The following is a 24,005-nucleotide window of genomic DNA, read 5'->3' as shown; positions in this document are numbered from 1 at the left end:
ATTACTTGTCATTACCTACTAGCCCTTTTGCGCAGCCAAAAAACGTCATAGGCGGGCATGTTATTGCGACTTTTACAGGACTGGTATTTATGACGTTATTTGGCATTCACTGGTGAAGTATGGCAACCACTGTAGGCACAGCCATTGCGCTAATGCTAATATTTAGAATGCCGCACCCTCCTGCCGGCTCCAACCCTTTGATAGTCATGCTGGGCGCGGTAAATTGGAGTTTTTTAATAACACCTACCCTGCTCGGTTCAATCGTTTTGGTCGTGGTAGCACTGATTTATAACAATCTAGGTAAGAATAAGCAGTATCCAACGTATTGGTGGTAAAAGCCTACCTTTGATAGAAAACAGGTGTTTATATTTAATTATCTAAATAACCCCCTAACCAAGCCAAAAACTCATCACTGGTTGTTGATACATTTACTCGCAAATGCGTTGAGGCATTAGCGTCTGGATGAAACAGATGCCCTGGCGCAACCAACCAGCCTTCTTTGTAAGCATCCAGTGCCAACTCTCCGGTATCTTGACCCGTATCCACCCAGACAAACATGCCTGCCTGTGTATGCTCAGGATAGATAAGTCCAATCTTTGGTAGTGCTTTACGCAGTCTTTCATGTCCGGCATATAACTGCTGCTGCACCTTTTTAATTTGCCGACGATACTCGCCATGTGTCCATAATCGATGAACGACGCGCTCACCAAATTCTGGCGTATTTGAGTTACTTAATATCTTTATTCGTATTACGTCATCAATAAATTTTTCAGGGCATACGAGCATTCCCACGCGCCAGCCTGATGCCATTGACTTTGAAAATCCTGCTGCATAAAACACCCGTTCGAACTGATCGAGACTGGCATAACGTAGTGCCTGACCATTTGGTACAAAGGGAGCATATAAATCATCTTCGAAAATGTAAGCGTCATATTTATGAATCAAATTGAGTACTTGATGCGCGCGTGCAGGATGCAAGTTATAAGACGTTGGATTATGTAGCACGCTATTAGTTAGGTATAACTTAGGTCGATACGTGGCAAACATCCTTTCCATTTGCTCAATGTTAGGACCTTGATGGTCGCGCTCAACAGCGATGACATTCAAGCCTTGTTGTTGTAAGCAGCTGGTTAGCCAGTACCAACCGGGTGCATCGACCAATACGGTATCGCCAGTTTGGGTCAGCAGCCGCCCGATCATGGTCACGGCTTGCGACACGCCTGCTGTAGTGATGACATTCTCAGCATGAGTTTGCATCCCTAATATATTTAAATGCTGCACGAATTGCTGACGTAGCGGCAAATAACCCTGAATATTTCCGTAGTTATAAATAAAGTCATCAGCGTGCTGAGTGACCTGCCGTATTGCCCATTCCATTTTGTCATTGCGCACCCAGCTATTTGGCAAGGTTCCTGATCCTGGCGAGCGGTTATGCGGGGTATTATTAAAGACTTGTAATAACCAACGTGTATCTATGACTGGACATTTAGCAGCTGTCTTTTCATTGGTATTTTGATGGTTCAAGCGTGTCGTTGCATTGACGTAGTAGCCAGAGCTAGCTTTAGCCGTTAATACATTGGTGGCCACCAGTTGCTCGTAGGCTTGTACCACCGTAAAGCTTGATATATCTAATAGTTTTGCTAACTTTCGCACCGAGGGCACGCGCTGATTGGGCAGGTAAATCTGCCAATCGATACGCTGCTGTAGCCATTCAGCGACAGCGGCAGTTTTAGTGAGATTAGGGTTCAAGGTATAGGTTTCGACCATAATAAGATATGCCTGCTTTTATAGACTTTTGATAGAACGATAAATTGTTATGTTGAAAGCGACTATACACTTTGTTCACCATCAGTGAAACTGTATCGGGGCTGTTATGGTCATATAATTTATAGTTAGTCTTATCAGTAACCTTTAGCACTATTGAGACGACAGACTAAATGAGCATAACCGCGAGCTTCGAAGGCAGCATAACGGCACTGGCACTTTTTATGCTGGTCAACTCAGTCACGCCAGGACCCAATAATTTAATGCTATTGCACGGCAGTATTAAGCACGGCTTTTGGGCTTGCCGCCTGCACATGCTTGGTATTACTCTCGGCGTCACGATTATGCTTTGGTTGAGCTATTGGGGCATGGCAGCCTTAATTATCAGCTTCCCCGCTGTCATGCTCATTATAAAGATATTAGGCACACTATATCTGTTATGGCTCACTTATCAGATGGCTAAAACTGACTTTATCGCTGTCGTTAATGAAGCCCTAAAGCATGAGCAACAGAAAGTGAATGAAGTCACTATTAAGATAAAGAAACGCTTTGGAGAATTGCCGCTAAGTTTTGGACAAGCGCTACTGTTTCAATGGCTTAACCCAAAAGCATGGACAATGACGGTAGTTGCGCCCAGTTTAGCGATATTCCATGCCGGCAAGCCTTGGCTAGACAACTATGCATTGCTTGCTATGTGCGCGATCATCAATCTGCTATCCATCAGCTGCTGGGCGGCAGGTGGTCATTGGCTGCGAAAGCTGGTGCATCTACCACGAGTCATGCGCGTTATTCATGCTTTGATTGTACTTATGACGCTGTATTGTGCCCTAACACTTTGGTTATAGATAAAAGCTACTCAAACCCAAAATTCAAGCCTTAACAACAACTATAAACCAATAATCATCATCTAGGACAACCCTATGAACCCAATCCACATCGCTTTAGCTGTATTGGTTGCCTTTATTTGGGGTGTGAACTTTACCTTTATTGCATGGGCGCTCGAAAGCTTTCCACCGCTAATGCTCACTGCCTTACGCTTTTTCTTTACCGCTGTGCCACTGGTTTTATTTCTCAAGCCACCTAAGTTTAACCGTACGCTATTTATCTATGCCATTGGTACGTTTGTCATGCAGTATGCTTTTGTATTTACTGCTATGCACTTGGGTGCATCAGCAGGGTTGACGGCGCTATTACTACAAGTTCAGATATTTATCACGGTATTACTAGCGTATGTCATATTAGGTGAGACAGTGAATCGTATGCAGATCATCGGTATGTTAGTTGGTGTGCTGGGTTTGGGTGTAATCGCGCTAAACCTTGGCGGTGATATGCCTTTGATAGGGTTTTTCTGTATCTTGATTGCGGCAATCGGTTGGAGCTTTGGCAACATTGCCTCAAAGCAAGTATCAACGCAATCTGCCTTAAAAGCTACGCAGGAAGAATCAAGTCTGTCTGTTGTCTTACCTACCACTCAGAAGAATAGGGCATCCGCGTTGTCTGCTCTATCTCTAGTAGTATGGGGTGGCCTGATCGCTTGTGTAATTTTGACTCTATCGTCTCTTATATTTGAAAGCACTGCATGGCAGGTGGCGACGTTTACGCAAGCATCAATTAAGTCTTGGCTGTCGCTTGGATTTATCGTGTACATCTCAACGCTGATTGGCTTTGGACTTTGGGCACACTTGCTCGCGCAAAATACGGCCTCAAAGGTTACGCCATTTGCCTTGCTGGTGCCCGTATTCGGTATGGCGACCTCAGTACTGCTCTTAGGGGAAGTAGTGACGTGGTGGAAGATGTTGGCAATGCTATTGATCTTGTCAGGACTGGTATTAGCAAATATGAAGATTGGGCTTGGGAGAGAAGCAACTCATAATTAGCAGTAAATAATCTAAGGGGCTGAGCTTATTATCTAGGAGAGCCCCCAAAATTAATATCGATAGCGGAAAATGAGTCAACGCTAGAGTAGACCAAATGTTAATTCAAACTATAACTTATTAGGTGATGTATACCCCAATATTATGGTGTTCGAAATATCGATAATACCTATATGCCCAATAGATTAATTTTATATTGATGGGTCGAAGAAGCCTTACAATGCTATTACCTACATAGCATGTAAGCTTGAGATATGAAGTTTAGTTTTCTTAGGTGATGTTGTTAATATTGGGGTTTGAACGATAAGCCTCATTATATATAACTGGCTATAATGTTAATTAATAAAGAGATGATAACCAAATTGAACACAAAGGCGATAACGCTATGCAAAGTAGCAAGCTTTCTACCCGATTTTGAGGTAAAAGCAATATCGGCGGTCTGACCTGAGGTACCGATAGCAACTGCACAATAAAAAAAGTCTTCAAATTTAGCACTGAATGCCCTTGTATGATTTTCACTGTAGCCCTCACCTGCCATCATAGCTTCAGGAAACATAAAAGGCGACGCTACTCCTCTACGTTGTTCAGAGAAATATAGATAAGCGTATTGCATAGCAAAGGTAACTTGTATCATCAGCCACGTAATAAAAATAGTACTCACGGTAAGCATAATAGTCAAAATACGCGCTATACCCTGATAGTCTTTACCAATCTGAGTTTGCTTTACAATAGCCAATAAACAAATCAAACTTGCGATACTAATGATGCTTAAGATAATCACTTTACCTTCATGGTTTTGGGTCAGATGACCATGAATGGTGTTAGCACGCATCATAACAATAATACTGACAATATAGATTAAAATACCACTATCCCAACCGACAATAAAGCCAGCACTAAAAGAGATAGGCCATATTGCAGCTATTATTAGGCCAATAAGTGCGCCGCTTAGTAAGCTTCCAAGCAAGCGCCAATGACTGAAAAACGCGTTTGGTAATAGTGCCTTAACTTTAATCAAACTCTATTAATGAAGGTTTAAATTATACAACTGTATTAACTGGTATTAATTTTTAACCAAACTACCTAGTCCACCAGAGATAAGTAAGGTGGTATCAGTTAAACCTTTAATAGGTTTTATGCCCGCTCTAAGCCCCGTTTCAATCCCTACATAACGCGGTTCCCACGCAGGATTGAATTTTTCTTTAAAGTGGCGCAGTCCTGTAAAGTTATAATAAGTCTTGCCGTATTTGGTAACGGTATTGGTTACATAGCGCCATTTAGGTCCGATAGCTTCAGCTTCTGTTGGAATCTCCATGTATTTACCATCTATAATATGTTGACTCATAGTTTTTAATGCTTCGTTGTTTGAGTCATTATCTTTTAAAGTACTATCTTCTGAAGAATGACTTTCAACGATAGGCTTAGGCTGAACCTCAAACCCAGTAAAGGGTGCCATTCCTAAACTAAAAGAATGAAAGCCTGCCTCTTTGCCCCACATAAACAAGCTAATAAATAAATAGTCCATCATACTTTTGATAGCTTTACCTTCGCTATTTTGCACCTCTTTATAACGCATCAAATCAATGGACAACTCATTCAGATGACCGCTTTGCCAAAGATTGGCGAAAGCCACGATGTCCCCTTGATATTTCACCACTGCACAATCAAAATGCTTCAAATAGTTTTCATCAAAATACCCCAGTGAAAATCCTTTTTCTGCTGATTTTTTATCGCCTAACCAAATATCAGAAACTGCTTTCAAATCTCCAAGTAATGTTGGGATTTGCGCCTGTGGCACGACTTCAAAGCTCAGCCCGTCTTTCATACCACGACTGATCACTTGACGGAATTTAGAGTTTTTGCTTCCTTGTAAGTTAAAGGCATCTAAGTTAACAATAGCTTCTTCACCGATTTTTAGCAGTTGTATGCCATTGTTGTTGAATAAATGCCGATATCTATTGCTGACTTCATAAAAGACACAAGTCCCACCAAAACTTTGGCATAATTCAATGAATGTCTCAATCAAAGTACCAAACTCATTGTCATCACCAATGGGGTCAGACATAACAATCCAGCTTCTACCATGAGTTTGATACATGATAAAGCTATTACCCGAATCACTAAATAGCAGTTGCTTATCACCCAGCAAGCTTAAGTTTGCAATTGAGTAGGCAGATTTACGAGCAACTTGCTCAGCTTGGGCAAGCTCTATTTGCGTAGGGAGGCTTGGAGATGGTTTTTTAAATCGAATGAGGCTGAACAATACATAGGCGATGGTTAAGATGGCAAGCATGGCGTATGAGCGCAAAAAGCGTGCTCCTCCATCACCTGATACTGTCCACCATAGATCAGGGCTATAGTCTTCATGACGATGGACATACATACCAACCCAAAACAGACTGATTAAAAATACCGACAATAAAACTAGAGTTTGTGAGTTTAAACGTAAGCTCATCAAATGAGACTGACGATTAAAGTAACGTCGATTAAAATAGGCCACGCCGAACAATAAGGCACAAATAACCGCCACTTCGACTTCTAAGTGCTTGACCATTAAAGTCACTATTGATGCACCCAATAACCACATTGATATATGCCATGCGCCATTGAGACGTTGATACAATCCACGTGCTAATACCAGTAAAGCAAATCCCATAAGCGTGTTGAGAAGATAGGACGTCTCGATAATGGGTATCGGTATGAACTCACCCAGTAATAGCTCTCGATTAGCCACGGGCGGCAAGATACTAACTATCAACATGACTATACCCAAACCCGCTGTTGCCAAAGCAAGGAGCTGAGGAATCCATATACTAGGGAGAATTCTGCGTTTCTTATTTGCATCCAGACCTGAGCGAATATAGGCTTCATGTAAGACAAACGATAATATCCCCAACATAAAGGGAATAAGGTAATAAAGAATACGAAATAAGAGCAGCACGGATAATAACGTGGTTTTATCCACCTTAGGTAATGAAGCCACCATCGTTAGCTCAAACACGCCCAGTCCGCCAGGCACATGACTGATAATACCTACCGTAATAGCTTGAACGTAAGCTGAGAAAACTTCTAGATAACTCACTGTGCTGGCAGGTATTAGCATATGAATGATATAAGCTACTAATGCGATATCAATAACGGCAAGCACGATAAGTCTAAACAATACCGTAGCTGGTGGCAGATGCAATTGCCAGTTTTTTATAGCAAACGCTCGTCCTGACTTGCCAGCAAATATCAGACTGGCAGCAATCGATAGCAGAATAATAAACCCGATCGCTTTGAACACTAATGGCGGTATATTTTCGAGCCAAGCTATATTGGAAAGCAATTGTGAGAGCATATGTGGATTTATGAGTAGTGATAGTCCGATCACCGTCATCATGCCATAACTAAATGCTAAAGAGACCAACAAGATAATATTGGCAATCTTCGCACTTTCAACACCGTACTTGCCATAATAGCGAAAGCGTACCGCGCCTGCCGATAGCATCGACACCCCTAAAGTGTGGCCAATTGAAAAAGCAGTGAGCGAGGTATTTAATATCTTAGGGTAAGGTATTTTAGTATTTAGATAACGCACCGCTATTAGATCATAAACGCTCAGTAGCGCGTAAGCGGCTATGACCATTGAAACTGCTTTCAACATCGTTAATGGCGGCGTTGCCAAAATGACAGATTTCATCTGCGCTATATCTAAGGTATGCGCCATATGAAACAACGACTTGGATGCCAAGGCAAACATCACGATAGCAACAACGGCTAATAACCAATGCCAATTAAACTTTATGTTTTTTATATTCATCGCTACTTACTTATATGAGGCGCTTTAGGCATAACACACAACGCGGCTATTTTAGTTGGCTGGCAAGTTCAGGTTGCTAACAGTCAATCTATAAAGTTATTCTTGATTTATAAAATCTTAACTCTCTCTTAACTTATAACACAAATTTGAATGAAAAATCTTACCGCTCATTAGTGATTATTCACTTGATAATTTTTCTTATAGGTCTCATAGCCTACCAAGCCCGCAATCATTAATAAAAACACAATGCTGATACTAGTCACTCCCAATTCAAGACCTCCATTCTTAACTGGTTGTGATAGCCAATCACCAAGTGCTGCTCCTAACGGACGAGTCAAAATATAAGCAAGCCAAAAGCACAAAACGCTGTTTAACTTAAGCACATAAAACCCCACTGCGATAAGCGCAAGACCACTAGCAAATATAAAGGTGGAGTTTTGATAGCCAATGTTAAGTCCTTCTGCAAACCAGTCGCCTGCGGCAGTACCAAGAGCGAAAGTCGCTAAGATGGCAACCCAATAGAATAGTTCACGGGGAAAGGTATCAATATGATGAATAGATAAGGTTTTTTCACGGGCGTACCAGATAGCGAACACGACTGCAAGCAAGACACTAAACCCTATCGTTGAGTATGCTAGTGGTATGCCTAAATTATCCGTCATATTGTCAGTAATCAGCGTGCCAAGAATGCTCACAAACACTACCGTCAGCCAGTACTTCCACGGGATATAGTCTTTGGTCTTTAACTGTATTACCAAAGCAATCAAAAACAGCGCTGTCATAATCAGAGAAGTTATCGGCAATCCTAGCTTAAAGTTAAAAATCATAAAGTCAGCGGCGGTTTCACGGTAGTTGACATCATTTTTATCAGCCAAAACACCACAGTGATTTGTGGCACTTTATTGAGCATGTTGGCATACTTTGATGATTTGGATAGGCGATTTTCTGATACGAGTATTTGAGGAGAGGTAGACATGAATACTTTCCTTTTTTAGGTTAGTTGGGAGATAGCACTGTATTTGCTACATCCTTAACCTATAGTAACTACCCAGCTATTAAGAAAGTGTTAAGACCTCATCAGCTATCTCTTAATTTGAATATATTTTCTCTAATCAAACGCTTAATCTACGCTAAGTTTCTCCTATGTCTTATTTTGTATGATGAACTCCTACCAGCATCACATCTGACGAAGTATTTATTGTGAAGTCAGCCCTACATTTAAGATATGGAGTAAATATTATGAAAAAGTTATCAATGCTAAGCAAATCAGCAATCGTTGTCGTGAGCGCCCTAGTTATCGGCACTGGTATCGGTACCATCGCTATCGCTTCAGGACAAATACCCGCTATTTCAGGGGCTGAGACCAGTGACGCGGTCGCGATTGCCAAAAGTAAAATCAGTCTAGAGCAAGCCATCGCTATGGCGCAGAAAACAGTTAAAGGGGACTTAATTAGCGCTGAATTTGACCAAAACGATTATGTGACAGGTGATGAGTTTGAAGTTAAATTTATTGACGGGGACATGGAGCATGAAGTAAAAATTGATGCCAGTAGCGGTAAAATCTTAAAGACCAAACAAGAAAAACTTGATGCGGAAGATTTAGCAGAATACGAAGCTTTGAAACAGGCTAAAATCAGTCTAACCCAAGCCATGCAAAAAGCAACGCAAAGTATCAATGGCAAAATTATTGAGGCAGAGTTTGATTTTGATAACGGCATACCCGCTTATGAGATTGAAATGGCTAAAGGGGTGGAAATACACAAACTGGTAATCGACAGCATAAATGGTCAGGTTATCAGCAGTCAGTTAGACTATGATGATTGATACGCCGAAGATTTGATTGAATATAACTTAACAATGGCTCTACTCTGTACACCAGTATCGATTAGAGCTTTTTGCTTTAAAGACGCTATAGAAAGTGACACTATAGATAAATACCTTAAAAAAACTTGAGTCCTAATAGCCATACAATAAGGATATCTCATGCGAGTATTAGTAGTCGAAGATGACTTAATGATTGGCGAAAGTCTGAGTGAAGCATTGCAAGATGAAGCTTATACGGTCGATTGGGTTAAAGATGGTCGTCAAGCCATACTGACATTAAGGGTGCAACCTTATGACATCATTTTATTAGATTTAGGCCTGCCAGAGGTTGATGGCATGGGCGTATTAACTGCTATTCGCGACGCTAAGATTGAAACACCAGTGTTGATACTTACCGCCCGCGATCAATTAAAAGACAGAATTGCAGGATTAGATTCAGGGGCTGATGATTATGTCGTTAAACCTTTTGAGCTAGCAGAAGTCTTTGCACGAATGCGTGTACTGATTCGCCGTGCCCAAGGCAAGGCTGACAATCAAGTTGCCGTTGGCAATCTAACTCTAGATACCGCGCACAAACGAGTCATGATGGAGAGCAATCCTGTAGATTTAACCGCTAAAGAATATATGCTGCTCACTACCTTTATGCAATCTCCTGAAAAGGTGATGTCAAAGACTGAGCTTGAGGACTCACTGTATGGCTGGGGCGGTGAAGTTGAAAGTAATGCTATTGAGTTTTTGATTCATAGCTTACGTAAAAAGGTCGGACAAGATAGAATCAAAAATGTTCGCGGCTTGGGTTGGTATATCAGTAATGCCTAACTTTGAACACCCAACACTAAAAACAATTTGTCATCCATAAAAGTTAATTGCTATGACTAAACTCCATAAGCTCTTTCACTCGCTACAGTTCCAACTTATCCTTTGGTCTGTTCTATCTTTATTGCTACTCGCCATAGGCGCTGGTGGTTATGGGTTTTGGTATAGCTATAACGAGCTTAACGACTTTCAAGATGACAGTTTAAAAAGCATGTCAGCGTTACTTGAGCAAACGCTTGATGTCAAAGCAGCTGACTCTACTACGTTGCTTGAACCCAACATTCATTTTGATACCGATGATGACGATGGCAGTATCACCGTTGATGTCATTAATACAGCAATATCATCACCACTAATATCATCACCGCTCGTCTATAACTCTTCTCTCGATAATAATGGCGATAACAGTAAGCACGATAATGATGATACCAATCACCATAATGATGAGAACTTTAACGATCTGACATTAGAGGACCTGCATGCTATAGCAGAGGGTTTAAGTACTCAAACCATAGATGACAAAGTATGGCGCGTTTATCGTAGTAATGATGCAGATAGAGTGGTTATAGTACGCCAGCGTACTGAGTTTCAAGATGATCTCGCCAGATCTAGTGCATTGCAGTCTTTTTTGCCCTTAATCATAGGCATGGCATTTTTGATACTATTACTGCCCTTTATCATGTGGCGAATGATGAAGCCTGTACGCCAATTACAAAAGGAGATTGAAGAGCGTCGTGAAAATGACTTAGACCCTCTGCCAGTGAGTAATCTGCCTTCCGAGCTGTTGCCACTAGCTGAATCGTTGAATAGATTATTGGCACTGGTCAAGGTCAGTATAGAGCGTCAGCAACGCTTTATCGCAGATGCTGCGCACGAACTACGCTCGCCATTGACGGCAATATCGCTACAGCTACAACGATTGCAGCGAATAGCCACTGATAGTGTGATGTCTGAAGGTTTAGATAAACTGGCTATACGATTAAAGCGTAATCAAAGCTTGGTTGAGCAGCTATTGACACTTGCACGTTCTGGTAATATCAATACGGCGCTCGGTGCCGAAGATACATTAACCTCTGTTAAATTTATAATCGAACAAGTCATCGGTTTACTCATCCCTATTGCTGATAATAAAAATATAGAGCTTACGGTTGATCTACAATCTAACCGTAAAATAAATATGGATGAAACGTCATTATTAGTTCTAGTCAAAAACCTGATTCAAAACGCTATTGTTTACACGCCAGCTAATGGTCAAGTCATCGTTAAGCTGTTCCAGCTTGAGCAAAACTCAGGCAGCATACAAAAATCGGGTTTAGATGCTCAGTATAATTTTGGCTCACAAGTGATTCACTCTGGGAAGTTGAACGACTCATCTAAAACATTGAGTAGCAGATTAATATTGCAAATAATAGATTCAGGCGCAGGCATTCATCCTAGCGATTATAAAACTGTTTTTGACCCTTTTGTACGGCTCAATCAGGTGAATAATAAAGCTGACCAGCTCAGTAATAGCATGAGCAATAATACAAGCGACTCAAGATCAGATAGCACTAGCAATACTTCACAAGAAATACAGGGAACAGGCCTAGGACTCTCTATTGTCAAGTCAATCTGTGAGCAAGCAGGTATCGATGTGTTTATGAATGATTCTACTGCGACCATTCCAAGTCAAAACAACAATAAAGGACTATGCATCACCTTAGTTTTCTAAGTCAATTGGGAAAATTTTGATAAACTTAGGTATATCTTGACGCTTTCTTAACGCCTCTATTGAATGGCTATATTGAGCCACGATTATTGCGACAACGACTTTGGGTACGACGATAGCAGATTATGTAACAAGATCTTTGGGCATTGGCTATGCGGGCGGCTCAGCATTACTGATAGCGCTACTTGGCCTATGTTTAATAACTTGGCAAAAGACGATGGGCAGTATGGCTGTCGATAGCATTAGCAAACCCAAAGCAGAGGTGTTTTATTGGGCGACTATTATGTTCTCACAAACCCTTGGTACCGCGCTTGGTGACTGGGTAGCAGATACCAAAGGCATGGGTTATACCACGAGCGCTATCATATTTGGATCTTTATTAGTACTCATCGCTCTAGCTCATTTTTATACTAAAATATCGAAAACACTATTATTTTGGAGCGCTTTCGTTTTAACTCGGCCTTTAGGAGCGGTATTAGGTGACTTCTTAGACAAGCCTATCGATCATGGTGGTCTTGCACTAAGCCGCTTTGGCGCTTCAGCTGCGTTGTTAGTTTTTATCATTATTTGTCTATTAGTGTTTAAGCAGCAGGCTAGTGCTAAAGCACATTGATTATTATGCTCCTAGCAAAACTTATTTTATTGATCAAATAATAATTTCTTAGATGCTAATAGTCTTGTTAACCAAGGTCTATAATTATTAGTATGATGGATGAATATCGATGATGATTGGATATTGATAGTAGTAAAAAAGGTTGCTAACACTATATATTACATAGCGTTAGCAACCTTTTTTTTGACAATCCACTTAGGTGACCTTGTTAATACTGGGGTTTGATAAAGCGATAACTGTGAATACCAAAACCTTCCATCATACCCAAGCTACGTGGCGGCGCGCGATCACTCATCAGACAAAAGGTGTTGATATCTAGTTAAAAACATATGCTTTAACAAATCCTTAGGTATAGCTAAAAAATTCTGCCCTTTTCTCCAAAAAATCAAGTTTAGCTATGGATCAATCACCATAGGTCAAATATTCACTTGAATTAGCTAAAGATTTACACAAATTACTTACGCTTACACTATTAAGAACTATTAAACAATTAACCATCCATTTCTTATCAAATCTTAAGCTATGATATTCAATCAACAAATATATCGGCGATAAACGTCAATGGTAAAGATTAGATACTGACGCTTTTAGTTCTTATCATTGTTTCTAATGGCATAGCATAGTTTGAGGCGTACATAGGGATAGGTTATGGCGATCGATAAGGGAGTTTGTACTAAAGAAAGTTTGGAATATGTAAAAGGTTGGGAGACTATAAATGGCTCCTCTGTAAATGATCATGTAGAAAAAAACCATTCACAAGCCCATACAGCGGCTTTAAGTTTTCAATTGATGACACGTGCGGAGCCTCCAGAACTGGTCATTGCCACCATACAATCCCTCCTTGTGGTAAAAAAAGACTGCGATGAGATTCTTATTATCGATAATAATAATAATGACACATCCATGTATAAACCATTAGCAGCGTTTTGCGCCAGCTTAGATCCTGAGCTAAAAGTATATTTTTACCACATTGATGCGGTAGAAGGGTTTAAGGCAGGCGCTTTAAATTTAGCATTAGGACTCATGAGCCCAGATTGTACGCATATTGTCGTCGTTGATAGTGATTATCAAGCATTACCACACGCTAGAGTATCAATTGCTAACGCTATCGAACAATATCCTGAGCACACTCTACTTCAGTTCCCACAGTTTTACCGTAACGCTGGACAAATAGATATTCATAGCGAATTAAACCACTATTTCAATCATCACTTATATCGTCCTTTTAATCGCAAGCGGGCTTTATCAACAGGAACTTATGCGGTGATACGCCGCTCAGATCTTTTAAGCTTGGGTGGCTGGTCAGGTGCATCGATTACTGAAGATGCGCAGATGGGTGTTCTTATGCATCAACAAGGTTTGCGTAGTCAATTCATACCTAAAGTTATTGCCACCGGTTTACTACCCAATACATTGAATGATTTAATGTGCCAACGTCGACGCTGGATCTATGGGAATATGCAAGTAATAAACACTTACTTCTCGATAGATAAATCCTCAATGCACCGACAACATCTAGAGAAAAGTCAAACGTTGACTTCTGTTACCCCTCTTAATCGATATGTTATCAATAGCATAAAAGTAAAAGGTATTGGCGAACGTCTACTCTATGTGCATGCACACCTTTCTCAGCTCAGCGCTTGGATAAATTTCACTGGTTTGTTTATTTTTCTACAAATCTGTACGCTACTCATTATCTTCAGTGCGCTCTTTGCTCCTACGCTTTTTAATATTAACGCCGACTCAACTCTGCTCACGCCTTTATATCTGGTGTACGCAGGTTATACAGTCTTCTTAGTAAGGCGTTTATGGGCATATATGAAGGATCAGGTACCGCTTAATAAACAAGTGAATGGAAACTATCAACCAACCATGAAAATGCGCTTGAGAGCATGGTTAATGCATTTGAATTTTTGGGAGCTTGGGGCGCTATCGTGGTTACCCGTTATGTGGGGTCGTGAAAAGCCATTTATATGCACCCCAAAGCAAGAGTATATTCGTACTCGTCACTCGTTATGGCAGGCAAATATAGTAGCATTGCCCAAACTGCTGTTGGCGCTTAATATCATTACAGCGCTTGTAGTAGCGCCGTTTTCTCCTCTTTACTCTCCAATATTATTTATCTGTGCTTTAACGGTTTGTCTATTAAAAATCGGTGCGGCAAAAGTGGCTTTTGATAACTTTGCTGCTACAGAGCCAAAACTTAACAGCATTAGGATCAAGTCTAAACCTGCGGTCGCGCACGCTCGAAAACAAACCAAACCTCTAGCACTGCCTAAGATTGAAACGGTATTTGAAAACAAAAAAATTATTAACCCTTAGTCTTAAACAAGGTCCATTTTTGAAGACCGGCGTTATACCAGTATCTTTAATAATTTGCCTGTATAAAACCTGTCGTGCTTACCAATTTAAAATAATCGCTATTTTTACTTTGAGGTTTATATGTCTTTCGCTCATTCTGTTGGTTTTGTAAGCTCTATTGAGGCTGATAATAAACGCCCTATCGCAATAACCAATAAGCCATTACGCATAGCGATTATTGCCCACTGTTTATATCCTATTGCCCAGCCGTATGCAGGTGGACTTGAGATGATTACGCAACTCATCTGTGATGAACTCGTTGCTCAAGGTCATGAAGTACTGCTTTATGCCCATAAAGACAGTCGAACGCAAGCAACCTTAGTCCCAATGCTAACCCGAGCTGATTTTGATGCAACTGTCTATGAGAACGAACATGAAACGCTAGGCATGAGCCGCGAGGAGATGTACCAGTACTTGGTTTATCAACGTGTACTGCGTGACATTATTGAACGTGATGCTCGCGGTGAAATTGATATCGTACACAATCACAGTCTCCATCATATTCCGATGATGACAGGTCAAGCGTTTGGTGCTCGATTTTTTACTACTTTTCATACCCCTATTTTCCCGCAGTTGCGTCTGGCACTTCTGACGTTACGTCACGGAACAAGCACCCAGTTTACCGCCATCAGCACACACCAACAGCGCCTTTTTTCTGAATTCGTTCCTTCACATGTCGTCTATAACGGCATCGATGTTGAGTCCTTTATCGCTAATACTGAGCCTACGGATAGTCTAATTAATGAGCATAGCGAGGTTTATTTTTGGTACGGACGTATTTGTCCTGAAAAAGGCACGCACTTGGCCATGCAGTACTGTATGGAAGCGGGGAAAAAACTCATTATTGCTGGTCCTAAAAGTAATGAAGATTACTTTAATAAACAAGTAGCGCCTTTATTATCTCAAGACCGCAAAAATGGCGAACAAAAACTGTTTGATTATATTGGTCATGTGACTAAGGAAGAGGTAAATCACTACCTCGTTCAAGCAACTGCCATGCTATTCACCAGTACGTGGGATGAACCTTACGGATTGACACTGGCCGAAAGCTTGGCGTGTGGTACACCAGTGATTGGTTTTGATGTGGGTGCAAGCGCTGAAATAGTCACGCCTAGTACAGGTATTATCGTTGCTAAGGAAGATAAAGAAGCCTTTATAAAGGCTTTTTTCGAGATTAAGCACATATCACGTCAGGCTTGCCGCGAACGCGCTTTACAGTTTTGCTCAGTATCAGCGATGGTAGAAGGATATCTTGCACTATATAAAGCAGCAGTAAGAGAAAGTCAGCAGAAGAAGGGCTTTGCCAATTCGCGAAATGAGCAGCTGGCACAGGGTTCATTTATCCATAATAAGTCAGATTCGTCAACGGGTTCAAATCTTAAATTAAACCATACTTCAAACGATCGCTCCATCACTATGAACTTTGAGGAGCATTGAGTATGCGTCTTGGCTATTACGCACATCATCACGGCTCAGGACACTGCCGACAAATTGATAAACTTGCGGCGCTATTACCGGTGGATGCAAAAAGACAATTAATAGTATTTACGAGCTTAAGCCTAGACGATTATGCTTTTTCCTGTCTCGATGAGCAGCAAATTATAAGGCTACAAGCAGAGGATGAGTGTGCAGATGATGTGCTAAAAGGTCGCACAGGAGAACATTGGCAACCAGCTAGCCTCCATTATTCGCCTGTCGGTAATAGCAATATTCAAAAGCGTAGCCATCAAATACTAGATACGATTTATCAGCATCACATTGATTTAATGGTTATCGATGTGAGTGTTGAAGTGGCGATGCTGTGCCGAGCTGCTAGTATTCCTTACCTTTATATCAGACTTCCTGGTATTCGCGATGATACCCCGCATCTCAATGCCTTTGCTGGCGCGCTTGCTTTACTAGCGCCCTATCCTCGTCTACTAGAGGCTAGTATGACGCCCGAATGGGTAGGTAAAAAAACGCTATACCTTGATTTTATTAATACGGCGCAACGAAAAGAGCTCGCCTATAATGAGTTTATAAAAATACTGACGAAGTTAAATACTTCAAATCTAAAAGACTGGGAAGAAGATACGTCCACTATCATTACTGTTATTAAGGGCTACGGTGGACATGAGGCTATTGATATAAAATTACCCGAGTTACGCCGCCTATTACCCAACGCTTTTATCATATCACTTGGTCCTATAAACGATGATATGCGATGCTATGTTGATATTGCCGCGCAAGTGAATGATGTCACACCATTTATGCAACATAGCGACTATCTACTGATGGCCTGTGGTCTGAACGCCGTTGCGCAGGCCTATTATTATGCTACGCCGCTTGTGGTTCTACCTGATGACCGTCCGCATCAAGAGCAAGAAGTGATGGCGCAAGCATTAATAAACCAAGAACGTGCATTGAGCTGGCAGCAATTTAAAACCTTAATATCTCATAAACAATCTCATATAGATCCGAATGGACTGCCTACAAATACGGCGCAACCCGTACAACCTAAATTAATTTCAAAGTCTAGTGACGCAAACCGTGACAAAGACTGTTTATCTACTGCCCAAGAATTTATGGATAGTACGACTCAATATCCAACGACTAAAGCTTGGTTCGAAAAGTGGTTACTCCCTAAGCTTGAGTTAAATCCTGACTACTAATAACTTCAATAATAATAAACAGTGCTCTTAAACAAACTCTCAATAATATCCAACGCATTATAAAAAAAGTAAAATAATAAAGAGGCTGTGACAACTGATGAGCATAAAACCAATTTCTGATATTAAAGCTGGTGCTGACCATGTGCCAGTAACGGTTATCACCACCTGTTACGGGCGCAATCGCCATCTTTATAATCTACTCAGCAGCCTTATGAACGGTAGCGTCCAGCCCGATGAAGTCATCATTGTCAATGACGACGCTGACCCAAAGCGGTTGGCTGAATTTTCTTTAAATATCATAAGGATTCCCACAACCATTGAAGCATCATCCAATAAATCAGATACAACTAAATTTGATATTGGGCACAATCGTAATATCGGTGCAGCGCTCGCCACTCATGACACTCTCATATTTTTAGATGTCGATTGTATAGTAGCACCAACGTTTATTGAGCAATTAAGCGCTAAGTTGCAAAAACATCCTGACTCCTTACTCATGGGTCAACCGCGCTATCTCACGCGACCTTTGTCAGATAAAGAAGGCTTAGAGTTACAAAGTGGCACGCTAACCCCCTGCTTTTTAAATGCACTGTCTGTCTATAACCCTTATCGTTATAATTTCAATGAGGTCGACTACATTGCCACATCAATAAAGCAGACGGTTATTGAGCAGACCGATGATTACGGTGCGTTTTGGAGTTTATGCTTTGCGATTAAACGCCAACAGTTTGAGCAGATAGGTGGGTTTGATACTCAATACATCGGTTATGGAGCTGAAGATACTGACTTTGCTTTTACTGCGCGGCTATTAAATATTAACTTTTATCTCACTGCCGACATTGTTTACCATCAGCAGCACAGCGTCTATCGGCCACCTCTTAATCATTTAGATAGCATTATCATCAATGCCAATCGTTTTTATGAGAAATGGCAGCACTGGCCGATGGAAGGGTGGCTTGAGCAATTTTCTAATATGGGACTTATTCGTTGGACAGCGGTACAGTCGACGCCGATAGTGGTGTTACGAAAACCTAGCGCTCATGAGATAAAGCAAGCACACTGCCCCAATGCACCCTATGTCTAAATTTTTAGTTAATGTTTAATACTGACGAATAACCTCTACTTCTTGCGGCGGCGCGCTCATTTCGCGGCGCTCAAAATCCCAGTTATGCCCGTGCCAAAAATGGGCAGTTTTGTCATTATCATTAAAACCTATCATTAATAGTCGTAGTGGTAAATCTGATTTTTGCACCAACTGTAGATGTTCTCGAGCGGCTAATAGCAATCGATATAGCAAAAACCCGGACGACGGTGCTGATGAATGAATATCGCCAAAGTAAGGGTAATCCGCAACGACCGGATGACGCTCGGACAATACTCTATGGTAGCTATCGTTCTGCAATAACTCTTGTACTATTGGTGGAATAATGAGTGTTCGGTCAGAAGTAATAGGATCATCATCAGGGTTTGGATCCTCACTTGGTAACGGAAACTGATAAGGCTGATTGCTCAGCAATATACCTAATGGTGCAGCCTTTGCCATTCTCTTCATTACAGCTACATTATTACTTCTCGGTGGCAAGCCAAAATGCAGTTTACTGTCGCCAATCTGCCGAAAAAACAATAATTTAGGCAATTTACTAATTAACAGATGATTAGCAAAAAAATCAGCGTGTATGAAGTGATTAAACAACACTAAAACATCATCAGGTTGCAACAGCTGCTCAAGTTGCGTGGTGCTAATAGATGGATTATTGGCGATAAATACTATTCTATTTTTTTGCTCTAAAGCATTTTGAATGTTAAAAGGCAAACTTGCAAAGGCAGCTTCTTCTTTACTTATTTTATTAGACACGCATTCACTCCCACCTGATAACGAATTATTTTTCTCAAGTATTGAATCATGCGTTTTAACTATGTCAGCTTGTTGAATAGACTTTGATACAATCTCATTTATACTCATTGACGAAAAGATTACATACTAAAAATATGAGTATTAAAAATAATTCTTGTAATCAACATGATCTATTCCGACAGCAAAATCACTGATTTGAAGACACAAAAATACTGTTAGACCTATTAGCATGAGGTTTTCATAAAAAGCTGCATAACTGCTTTTTATTCCCTGACGGAAGAATAAGCAATAACCAATCAAAAGACAATAAAAAATCCAATGATAGGCATTTTATTTAAACACCTAACATTGAATCACTGGCCCTAATCGTTTAAATAACCAATTAATTTCCTATCAAATACTTGTGAAAAACATAGACAGCGTACTCATCTTTTTTATGAGTTTCGCCATCTTTTTGCGAGCATTTAGAGTTCTACTGCAGCCCTTCAGCCGCTGTTTGATCTAAGTTCGGGTTTTCGTCAGTATGGTCATCTACCTCATCATTACCCATACTATCTGTAGACCCTGACTGATTCGTTGTGCCAGTTCCATCACTAGAATTAGTAGTAGAATCTGCCGCAGTATCCACATTAGTATCGTTTGTCGGTGACGGCGTACCTTCTTGGGAGGCTGTACCTGTAACTTCTGAACCTTGATTTGTTTCTATGCCATCAGCTGATTGGCCATTTGCATCTTCTTTTTCACTACTACAAGCACTCATGCCCATAATAGCGGCTAAGGACGCTATTAGAAGACCTGTACGTAATGATGCGTTTAATTCTATTCTCTTCATGTCAACGTCCTTAGGTAAAATTGAAGTAAGGTGCCAATTAGCTTCGTAGTTGGTCGAGCATATTTTGGTATTTATCTTTTTTATCAGTAATCTTACTACGTTCCTCTGTAGCATTGGGCACTGACTCTTTAGAGTCTTCTGCGTTCTTATCAAAGGTTTTTAGCTCAGCCTCTGCAGCGTCCAGAAGCCTATTAAGCATCATAGCAACCGCCTTTTCAGAAACTTCATGCGTCATACTAAAGGCTTCAGAGGTAAAATCATCTTTAAGCTTAGACGCCCATTGATAAATATTAGCTATTGTTGCACTGTGTTTGTCATCTTGATCAGATTTACTAGATGTCTCTTTATCATTAGAATCAGATTTCCCCTCTTTATCAGAGATAAAATCATCCTTAAGTTTAGACGCCCATTGGTAGATATTGGCTATCGTCATACCATGCTTATCATCTTTGTTAGATTCATCATCTTTGTTAGATTCATCATCTTTGTTAGATTCATCATCTTTGCTAGATTCATCATCTTTGCTAGATTCATCATCTTTGCTAGATTCATCGTCTTTGCTAGATTCATCGTCTTTGCTAGATTCATCACCTTTGCTAGATTCATCACCTTTGCTAGATTCAGCCTGTTTTTCCGCATTGTAATCTTCAAAGTCACCATCTTCATACATTACTGTATCGCCTTTTAAGACCTCAACACCCGTTACTCCATCATTTGAAGGCGCTTCTGTTGTATTCTCAAAAGACTCTAAAGCATTCTTGATATTATCGTTACTAGTAGGCTTACTTGACATGATTTATAATCCTTATTATTGAAGTATATCTACACTCAATGATAAGTCAGTACAATCTTATATTACGTATCTTAATGTGGATTGTTTTGTTCTAAATTGTTTAGAAATGCTGCAAAACCTCCGGTTGCCCGAGCTTGCAACCGACTACTGGTCATCACACGGACGCGATTACTCCAAATAATGGCAAATCCTTGCGCTTTAAATTTTCCGACCAAATCCACATCTTCATGACAAGCTATATGAGCGAAGCCACCCACAGCAAGATAAGCGTCACTGCTAAAGCTTAAATTTGCCCCATGAATATGATGATGTCCCATCCTATCTTGGTAATGATCGATATAATTTTCTCGAGTTTTCGGTGTCAAATGTGCCCAGCTATCAACGTCCACCACGCCGCAAATCATATCTGTCGGTTGGTGGCTAATATGTTCAATCTGCTGTGCTAACCAATCCACAGCTACAACTGAGTCAGCATCTGTACAGGCAAGCCATGTCGCACCATTTGCGATTGCATGACGAATGCCGATGTCTCTCACTTGTCCCACACATTGATAGTCACAGCACATAGCGATATCACATATATGTGATGAAGATGTTGCGAATGAGCTACCTAATACCGATTTTAGAATGCCTAACAGTGTTGAGAACTTGATTGGTCAAAATATTGATTTTGATATAGGTGCTCTTAAAGTTGCTGGCGTGACTGATGATCCCAAGTTAAATTGTACCAATGCGATGGCTAAATATCTTCTTCTCATAACAGGCTAATTTATAATTTCTTAGGTATCAATCACCTCGTTATTGAATGGGTATGATTATTACTATGTTGAATAAATTTAGTTACTGATTCAATCTCATCGGCCGTAAAAAGGTTGCTAGCAACCTTTTGTCATTTGGTATTTTATTCAAGTAATGTTGTCAATACTGGGGTTTGAAAGTTACATAAAGCGTGAAGCCAGCTCTTTCATAATCTCATTGGTGCCGCCATAAATTTTTTGTACCCGTGCATCGGCATATAGTCGAGCGATAGGATATTCCATCATATAGCCGTAACCGCCGAATAACTGCACGCATTCATCCATCACAATGCATTGCTTCTCAGTCACCCAGTATTTGATTAAGGCAGCATGTTGAACGGTAAGCTCTTTTTTAAGCAGTGCTTCGATAGCGGCATCACATAGCGCACTCGAAGCAATATAATGACTATTACATTCGGCTAATTTGAAGCGCGTATTTTGAAAGCCCCATACTGGTTTACCAAAGGCAGTACGCTCTTTAGTGTAGTCAATAGTCAAATCAAGCGCTAATTTCATAGCACCCACCCCTGCTAGGGCGACTAACAGACGTTCTTGCGGTAATTCCTGCATTAGCTGCATAAAACCCATACCTTCCACTGTACCCAATAGATTCTTTTGTGGAACACGCATGTTATTGAAGAACAGCTCAGAGGTATCTTGTGACGCCATACCGAGTTTTTTGAGTTTATTACCACGCTCAAACCCTGGGGAATTATCAGTCTCAACGACTATTAACGAAACGCCTTTTGCGCCTTCGTCTCTAGTAGTCTTACAGGCAACTATAATCAAATTACCCAATTGACCGTTAGTTATAAAGGTCTTTGAGCCATTGATAATATAATCATCACCTTCTTTTGTCGCATACGTCTTGATGTTTTGTAGATCCGAGCCAGTACCAGGTTCAGTCATAGCTATAGCACCGATTAGCTCACCAGTCGCCATTTTCGGTAACCATCTCTGCTTTTGCTCTTCAGTACCGTGATGCAGGATATAAGGTGCAACGATACCAGAGTGCAAAGACCCACCAAATCCTGACATGTTAGCTTCAGCTTGCGCGTAAATGAGCGCCGTTTCGTGACGAAAATCACCGCCTGCCCCGCCATATTCTTCTGGCATAGAGGCACATAAAAAGCCCATCTCGCCAGCTTCTAACCAAGCCTCGCGATCAAGCATGCCACTTTCACGCCATTTTTCATCGTGTTGCTCCCAACTTTTAAACAGCTTTAAAGCACTCTCGTGCAGCATCTCAATCTCTTCGTCCATCCACTGCGGTTTAAAACAGGCAATAGTCATAAGGTCTTCCTTGATAGTTTATTAATTGAGCTGATGTTAAATTTTTAAAAAGCCACAAAACGATATATATTAATTATATTAATAGTAATTATTATTACCTTTATGTATAAAATATATATTCTTTATTAGTGCTACTGTTTACCTGTATTATCTTATGAAATTAATATCATATTTGCAATGAAGTACCTTATAATGGTAATTAAAATTATCATAGGGTATTTAGTGAGAATTTTTAGAAACTACTTAGAGGTTATTTAGAAGCTAATGCTATAAAGGAGATATTAAAAATGAAAACCTCTCGGTCAAAATCGCCACCAAATGTTAAAAGTGGCACTGATAAAAAAAAGAGTAAAAATCTATCCAAAATAGATGCCCAAACTGAGCCTTTAGCTTTAGCACCATTATCCGATATGCGCCCTGCCACATTAGACAAAATAGAAAAAGCAGTGCGCCAACTTTTTGCTGGCAATGATGCCAGCGATATTACGATGATACAAATTGCAAAGGCTGCAAACGTCTCGTTGCAAACGCTATATAAATATTTTGGTGATAAGCAAACCGTACTTTATACCATTATGGATTTAGTACTAGGCAGGCTAGCAACAAGGATGATGGATCATCTGCAAGGCATTGATAGTGTGGAAGATCGTCTACGCAAAACGCTATGGGTGTGCTTAGATTTTGTAGATACTCATCCTGACGCAGTGATGGTGTTATCTAAAGTATCCATATCACGTTTTCATAACATTGCTATTTACAATAATAAAGACCTCATTAATGCTTTTTTGAGTGTGCTTCAGGATGGTCAAAAGCGAGGAGTTCTCGTCGATACGGTTCCATTAAATATTCTATTTGATGTCTTTATGGGATTTATCAGTCGCCTCGGTATTATGCAAACTATTCGTCAAGCAGACGCACCGCTCAATGCAAATTTTGACGCGCTATTTGATATATTATGGCGCTCCATGTCTAAACCTGAGGTATCAGCGCCTTAAGTCCTTATAAACGCATCTTAAAGAAAG

Annotated in this window: 20 protein-coding genes and 3 pseudogenes; 13 read left to right on the top strand and 10 right to left on the bottom strand. The window is 40.5% G+C overall.

Going from position 1 to position 24,005, the window contains the following annotated elements; genetic code table 11:
- The first annotated feature begins 5 nt into the window (after positions 1-5).
- Positions 6-335: pseudogene (locus EPB74_RS01635) on the top strand (HPP family protein).
- 34 nt (positions 336-369) lie between these two features.
- Here EPB74_RS01635 and EPB74_RS01630 read toward each other — a convergent pair.
- Positions 370-1,767, bottom strand: coding sequence for an aminotransferase-like domain-containing protein (locus EPB74_RS01630; RefSeq protein ID WP_274902392.1), 1,398 nt, complete (start codon positions 1,765-1,767; stop codon positions 370-372).
- A 170-nt stretch (positions 1,768-1,937) separates the two neighbouring features.
- Between EPB74_RS01630 and EPB74_RS01625 the strand changes: the two genes are divergently transcribed.
- Positions 1,938-2,609: a LysE family translocator gene (locus EPB74_RS01625; protein ID WP_274902391.1), complete on the top strand. Its 672-nt coding sequence runs from the start codon at positions 1,938-1,940 to the stop codon at positions 2,607-2,609.
- 75 nt (positions 2,610-2,684) lie between these two features.
- A complete protein-coding gene (locus EPB74_RS01620) occupies positions 2,685-3,641 on the top strand; it encodes an EamA family transporter (protein WP_274902389.1) in 957 nt (318 codons plus the stop codon).
- Positions 3,642-3,951: 310 nt separating this feature from the next.
- On the opposite strand, the gene EPB74_RS01615 is transcribed toward EPB74_RS01620, so the two are convergent.
- From EPB74_RS01615 to EPB74_RS01600, 4 genes are all read right to left on the bottom strand, one after another.
- Positions 3,952-4,605 (bottom strand): DUF1345 domain-containing protein, encoded by a 654-nt coding sequence (locus tag EPB74_RS01615; RefSeq protein ID WP_274902666.1) that lies wholly within the window; start codon positions 4,603-4,605, stop codon positions 3,952-3,954.
- Positions 4,606-4,701: 96 nt separating this feature from the next.
- Positions 4,702-7,440: a bifunctional lysylphosphatidylglycerol flippase/synthetase MprF gene (gene mprF / locus EPB74_RS01610; protein WP_274902387.1), complete on the bottom strand. Its 2,739-nt coding sequence runs from the start codon at positions 7,438-7,440 to the stop codon at positions 4,702-4,704.
- A 170-nt stretch (positions 7,441-7,610) separates the two neighbouring features.
- The gene (locus EPB74_RS01605; protein ID WP_274902385.1) at positions 7,611-8,315 is read right to left on the bottom strand and encodes a COG4705 family protein; all 705 of its coding nucleotides are present in this window, start codon (positions 8,313-8,315) and stop codon (positions 7,611-7,613) included.
- Positions 8,264-8,416 (bottom strand): hypothetical protein, encoded by a 153-nt coding sequence (locus tag EPB74_RS01600; RefSeq protein WP_274902384.1) that lies wholly within the window; start codon positions 8,414-8,416, stop codon positions 8,264-8,266. The genes EPB74_RS01605 and EPB74_RS01600 overlap by 52 nt, the downstream gene beginning before the upstream one ends.
- Before the next feature lie 263 nt (positions 8,417-8,679).
- Here EPB74_RS01600 and EPB74_RS01595 point away from each other — a divergent pair, with 263 nt between their 5' ends.
- The 8 genes and pseudogenes from EPB74_RS01595 to EPB74_RS01560 all read left to right on the top strand — a co-directional run bounded on the left by EPB74_RS01595 (position 8,680) and on the right by EPB74_RS01560 (position 18,497).
- Complete coding sequence (locus EPB74_RS01595) at positions 8,680-9,264, top strand: PepSY domain-containing protein (RefSeq protein WP_274902382.1); 585 nt, start codon at positions 8,680-8,682, stop codon at positions 9,262-9,264.
- Between the two features lie 159 nt (positions 9,265-9,423).
- Positions 9,424-10,083, top strand: coding sequence for a response regulator (locus EPB74_RS01590; RefSeq protein ID WP_274902381.1), 660 nt, complete (start codon positions 9,424-9,426; stop codon positions 10,081-10,083).
- Positions 10,084-10,135: 52 nt separating this feature from the next.
- Positions 10,136-11,791 carry an ATP-binding protein gene (locus EPB74_RS01585; RefSeq protein ID WP_274902380.1) on the top strand — a complete coding sequence of 552 codons (1,656 nt, stop codon included), beginning with the start codon at positions 10,136-10,138 and terminating at the stop codon, positions 11,789-11,791.
- A gap of 76 nt (positions 11,792-11,867) precedes the next feature.
- A pseudogene (locus EPB74_RS01580) lies at positions 11,868-12,401 on the top strand (COG4705 family protein); the annotation flags it as partial.
- Positions 12,402-13,049: 648 nt separating this feature from the next.
- Positions 13,050-14,723 (top strand): glycosyltransferase family 2 protein, encoded by a 1,674-nt coding sequence (locus EPB74_RS01575; protein ID WP_274902377.1) that lies wholly within the window; start codon positions 13,050-13,052, stop codon positions 14,721-14,723.
- Between the two features lie 120 nt (positions 14,724-14,843).
- The gene (locus EPB74_RS01570; protein ID WP_274902376.1) at positions 14,844-16,199 is read left to right on the top strand and encodes a glycosyltransferase; all 1,356 of its coding nucleotides are present in this window, start codon (positions 14,844-14,846) and stop codon (positions 16,197-16,199) included.
- A 2-nt stretch (positions 16,200-16,201) separates the two neighbouring features.
- Positions 16,202-17,413, top strand: a complete 1,212-nt coding sequence (locus EPB74_RS01565) for a hypothetical protein (protein WP_274902375.1) — start codon at positions 16,202-16,204, stop codon at positions 17,411-17,413.
- A 97-nt stretch (positions 17,414-17,510) separates the two neighbouring features.
- Positions 17,511-18,497: a glycosyltransferase family 2 protein gene (locus tag EPB74_RS01560; RefSeq protein WP_274902373.1), complete on the top strand. Its 987-nt coding sequence runs from the start codon at positions 17,511-17,513 to the stop codon at positions 18,495-18,497.
- Between the two features lie 15 nt (positions 18,498-18,512).
- Here the strand turns inward: EPB74_RS01560 and EPB74_RS01555 are convergent, their stop codons facing one another.
- The 4 genes and pseudogenes from EPB74_RS01555 to EPB74_RS01540 all read right to left on the bottom strand — a co-directional run.
- Positions 18,513-19,268, bottom strand: coding sequence for a hypothetical protein (locus EPB74_RS01555; RefSeq protein WP_274902372.1), 756 nt, complete (start codon positions 19,266-19,268; stop codon positions 18,513-18,515).
- A gap of 472 nt (positions 19,269-19,740) precedes the next feature.
- Positions 19,741-20,100: a hypothetical protein gene (locus tag EPB74_RS01550; protein WP_274902371.1), complete on the bottom strand. Its 360-nt coding sequence runs from the start codon at positions 20,098-20,100 to the stop codon at positions 19,741-19,743.
- A 37-nt stretch (positions 20,101-20,137) separates the two neighbouring features.
- Positions 20,138-20,893 carry a hypothetical protein gene (locus EPB74_RS01545; RefSeq protein WP_274902369.1) on the bottom strand — a complete coding sequence of 252 codons (756 nt, stop codon included), beginning with the start codon at positions 20,891-20,893 and terminating at the stop codon, positions 20,138-20,140.
- 71 nt (positions 20,894-20,964) lie between these two features.
- Positions 20,965-21,453, bottom strand: a pseudogene (locus tag EPB74_RS01540) (glycosyltransferase); the annotation flags it as partial.
- A gap of 67 nt (positions 21,454-21,520) precedes the next feature.
- On the opposite strand from EPB74_RS01540, the gene EPB74_RS01535 reads away from it, so the two are divergent.
- Positions 21,521-21,661 (top strand): hypothetical protein, encoded by a 141-nt coding sequence (locus EPB74_RS01535; RefSeq protein ID WP_165767644.1) that lies wholly within the window; start codon positions 21,521-21,523, stop codon positions 21,659-21,661.
- A 170-nt stretch (positions 21,662-21,831) separates the two neighbouring features.
- Here EPB74_RS01535 and EPB74_RS01530 read toward each other — a convergent pair whose 3' ends face one another.
- Positions 21,832-22,983, bottom strand: a complete 1,152-nt coding sequence (locus EPB74_RS01530; protein WP_274902366.1) for an acyl-CoA dehydrogenase family protein — start codon at positions 22,981-22,983, stop codon at positions 21,832-21,834.
- A gap of 287 nt (positions 22,984-23,270) precedes the next feature.
- Here EPB74_RS01530 and EPB74_RS01525 point away from each other — a divergent pair, with 287 nt between their 5' ends.
- A complete protein-coding gene (locus tag EPB74_RS01525; protein WP_274902364.1) occupies positions 23,271-23,978 on the top strand; it encodes a TetR/AcrR family transcriptional regulator in 708 nt (235 codons plus the stop codon).
- Positions 23,979-24,005 lie beyond the last annotated feature (27 nt).

It is taken from the genome of Psychrobacter sp. DAB_AL62B (assembly GCF_028895345.1).
Lineage (GTDB): Bacteria > Pseudomonadota > Gammaproteobacteria > Pseudomonadales > Moraxellaceae > Psychrobacter.
The sequence above is the reverse complement of the archived record's forward strand: the minus strand, read 5'-3'. Positions and strand labels throughout refer to the sequence as shown.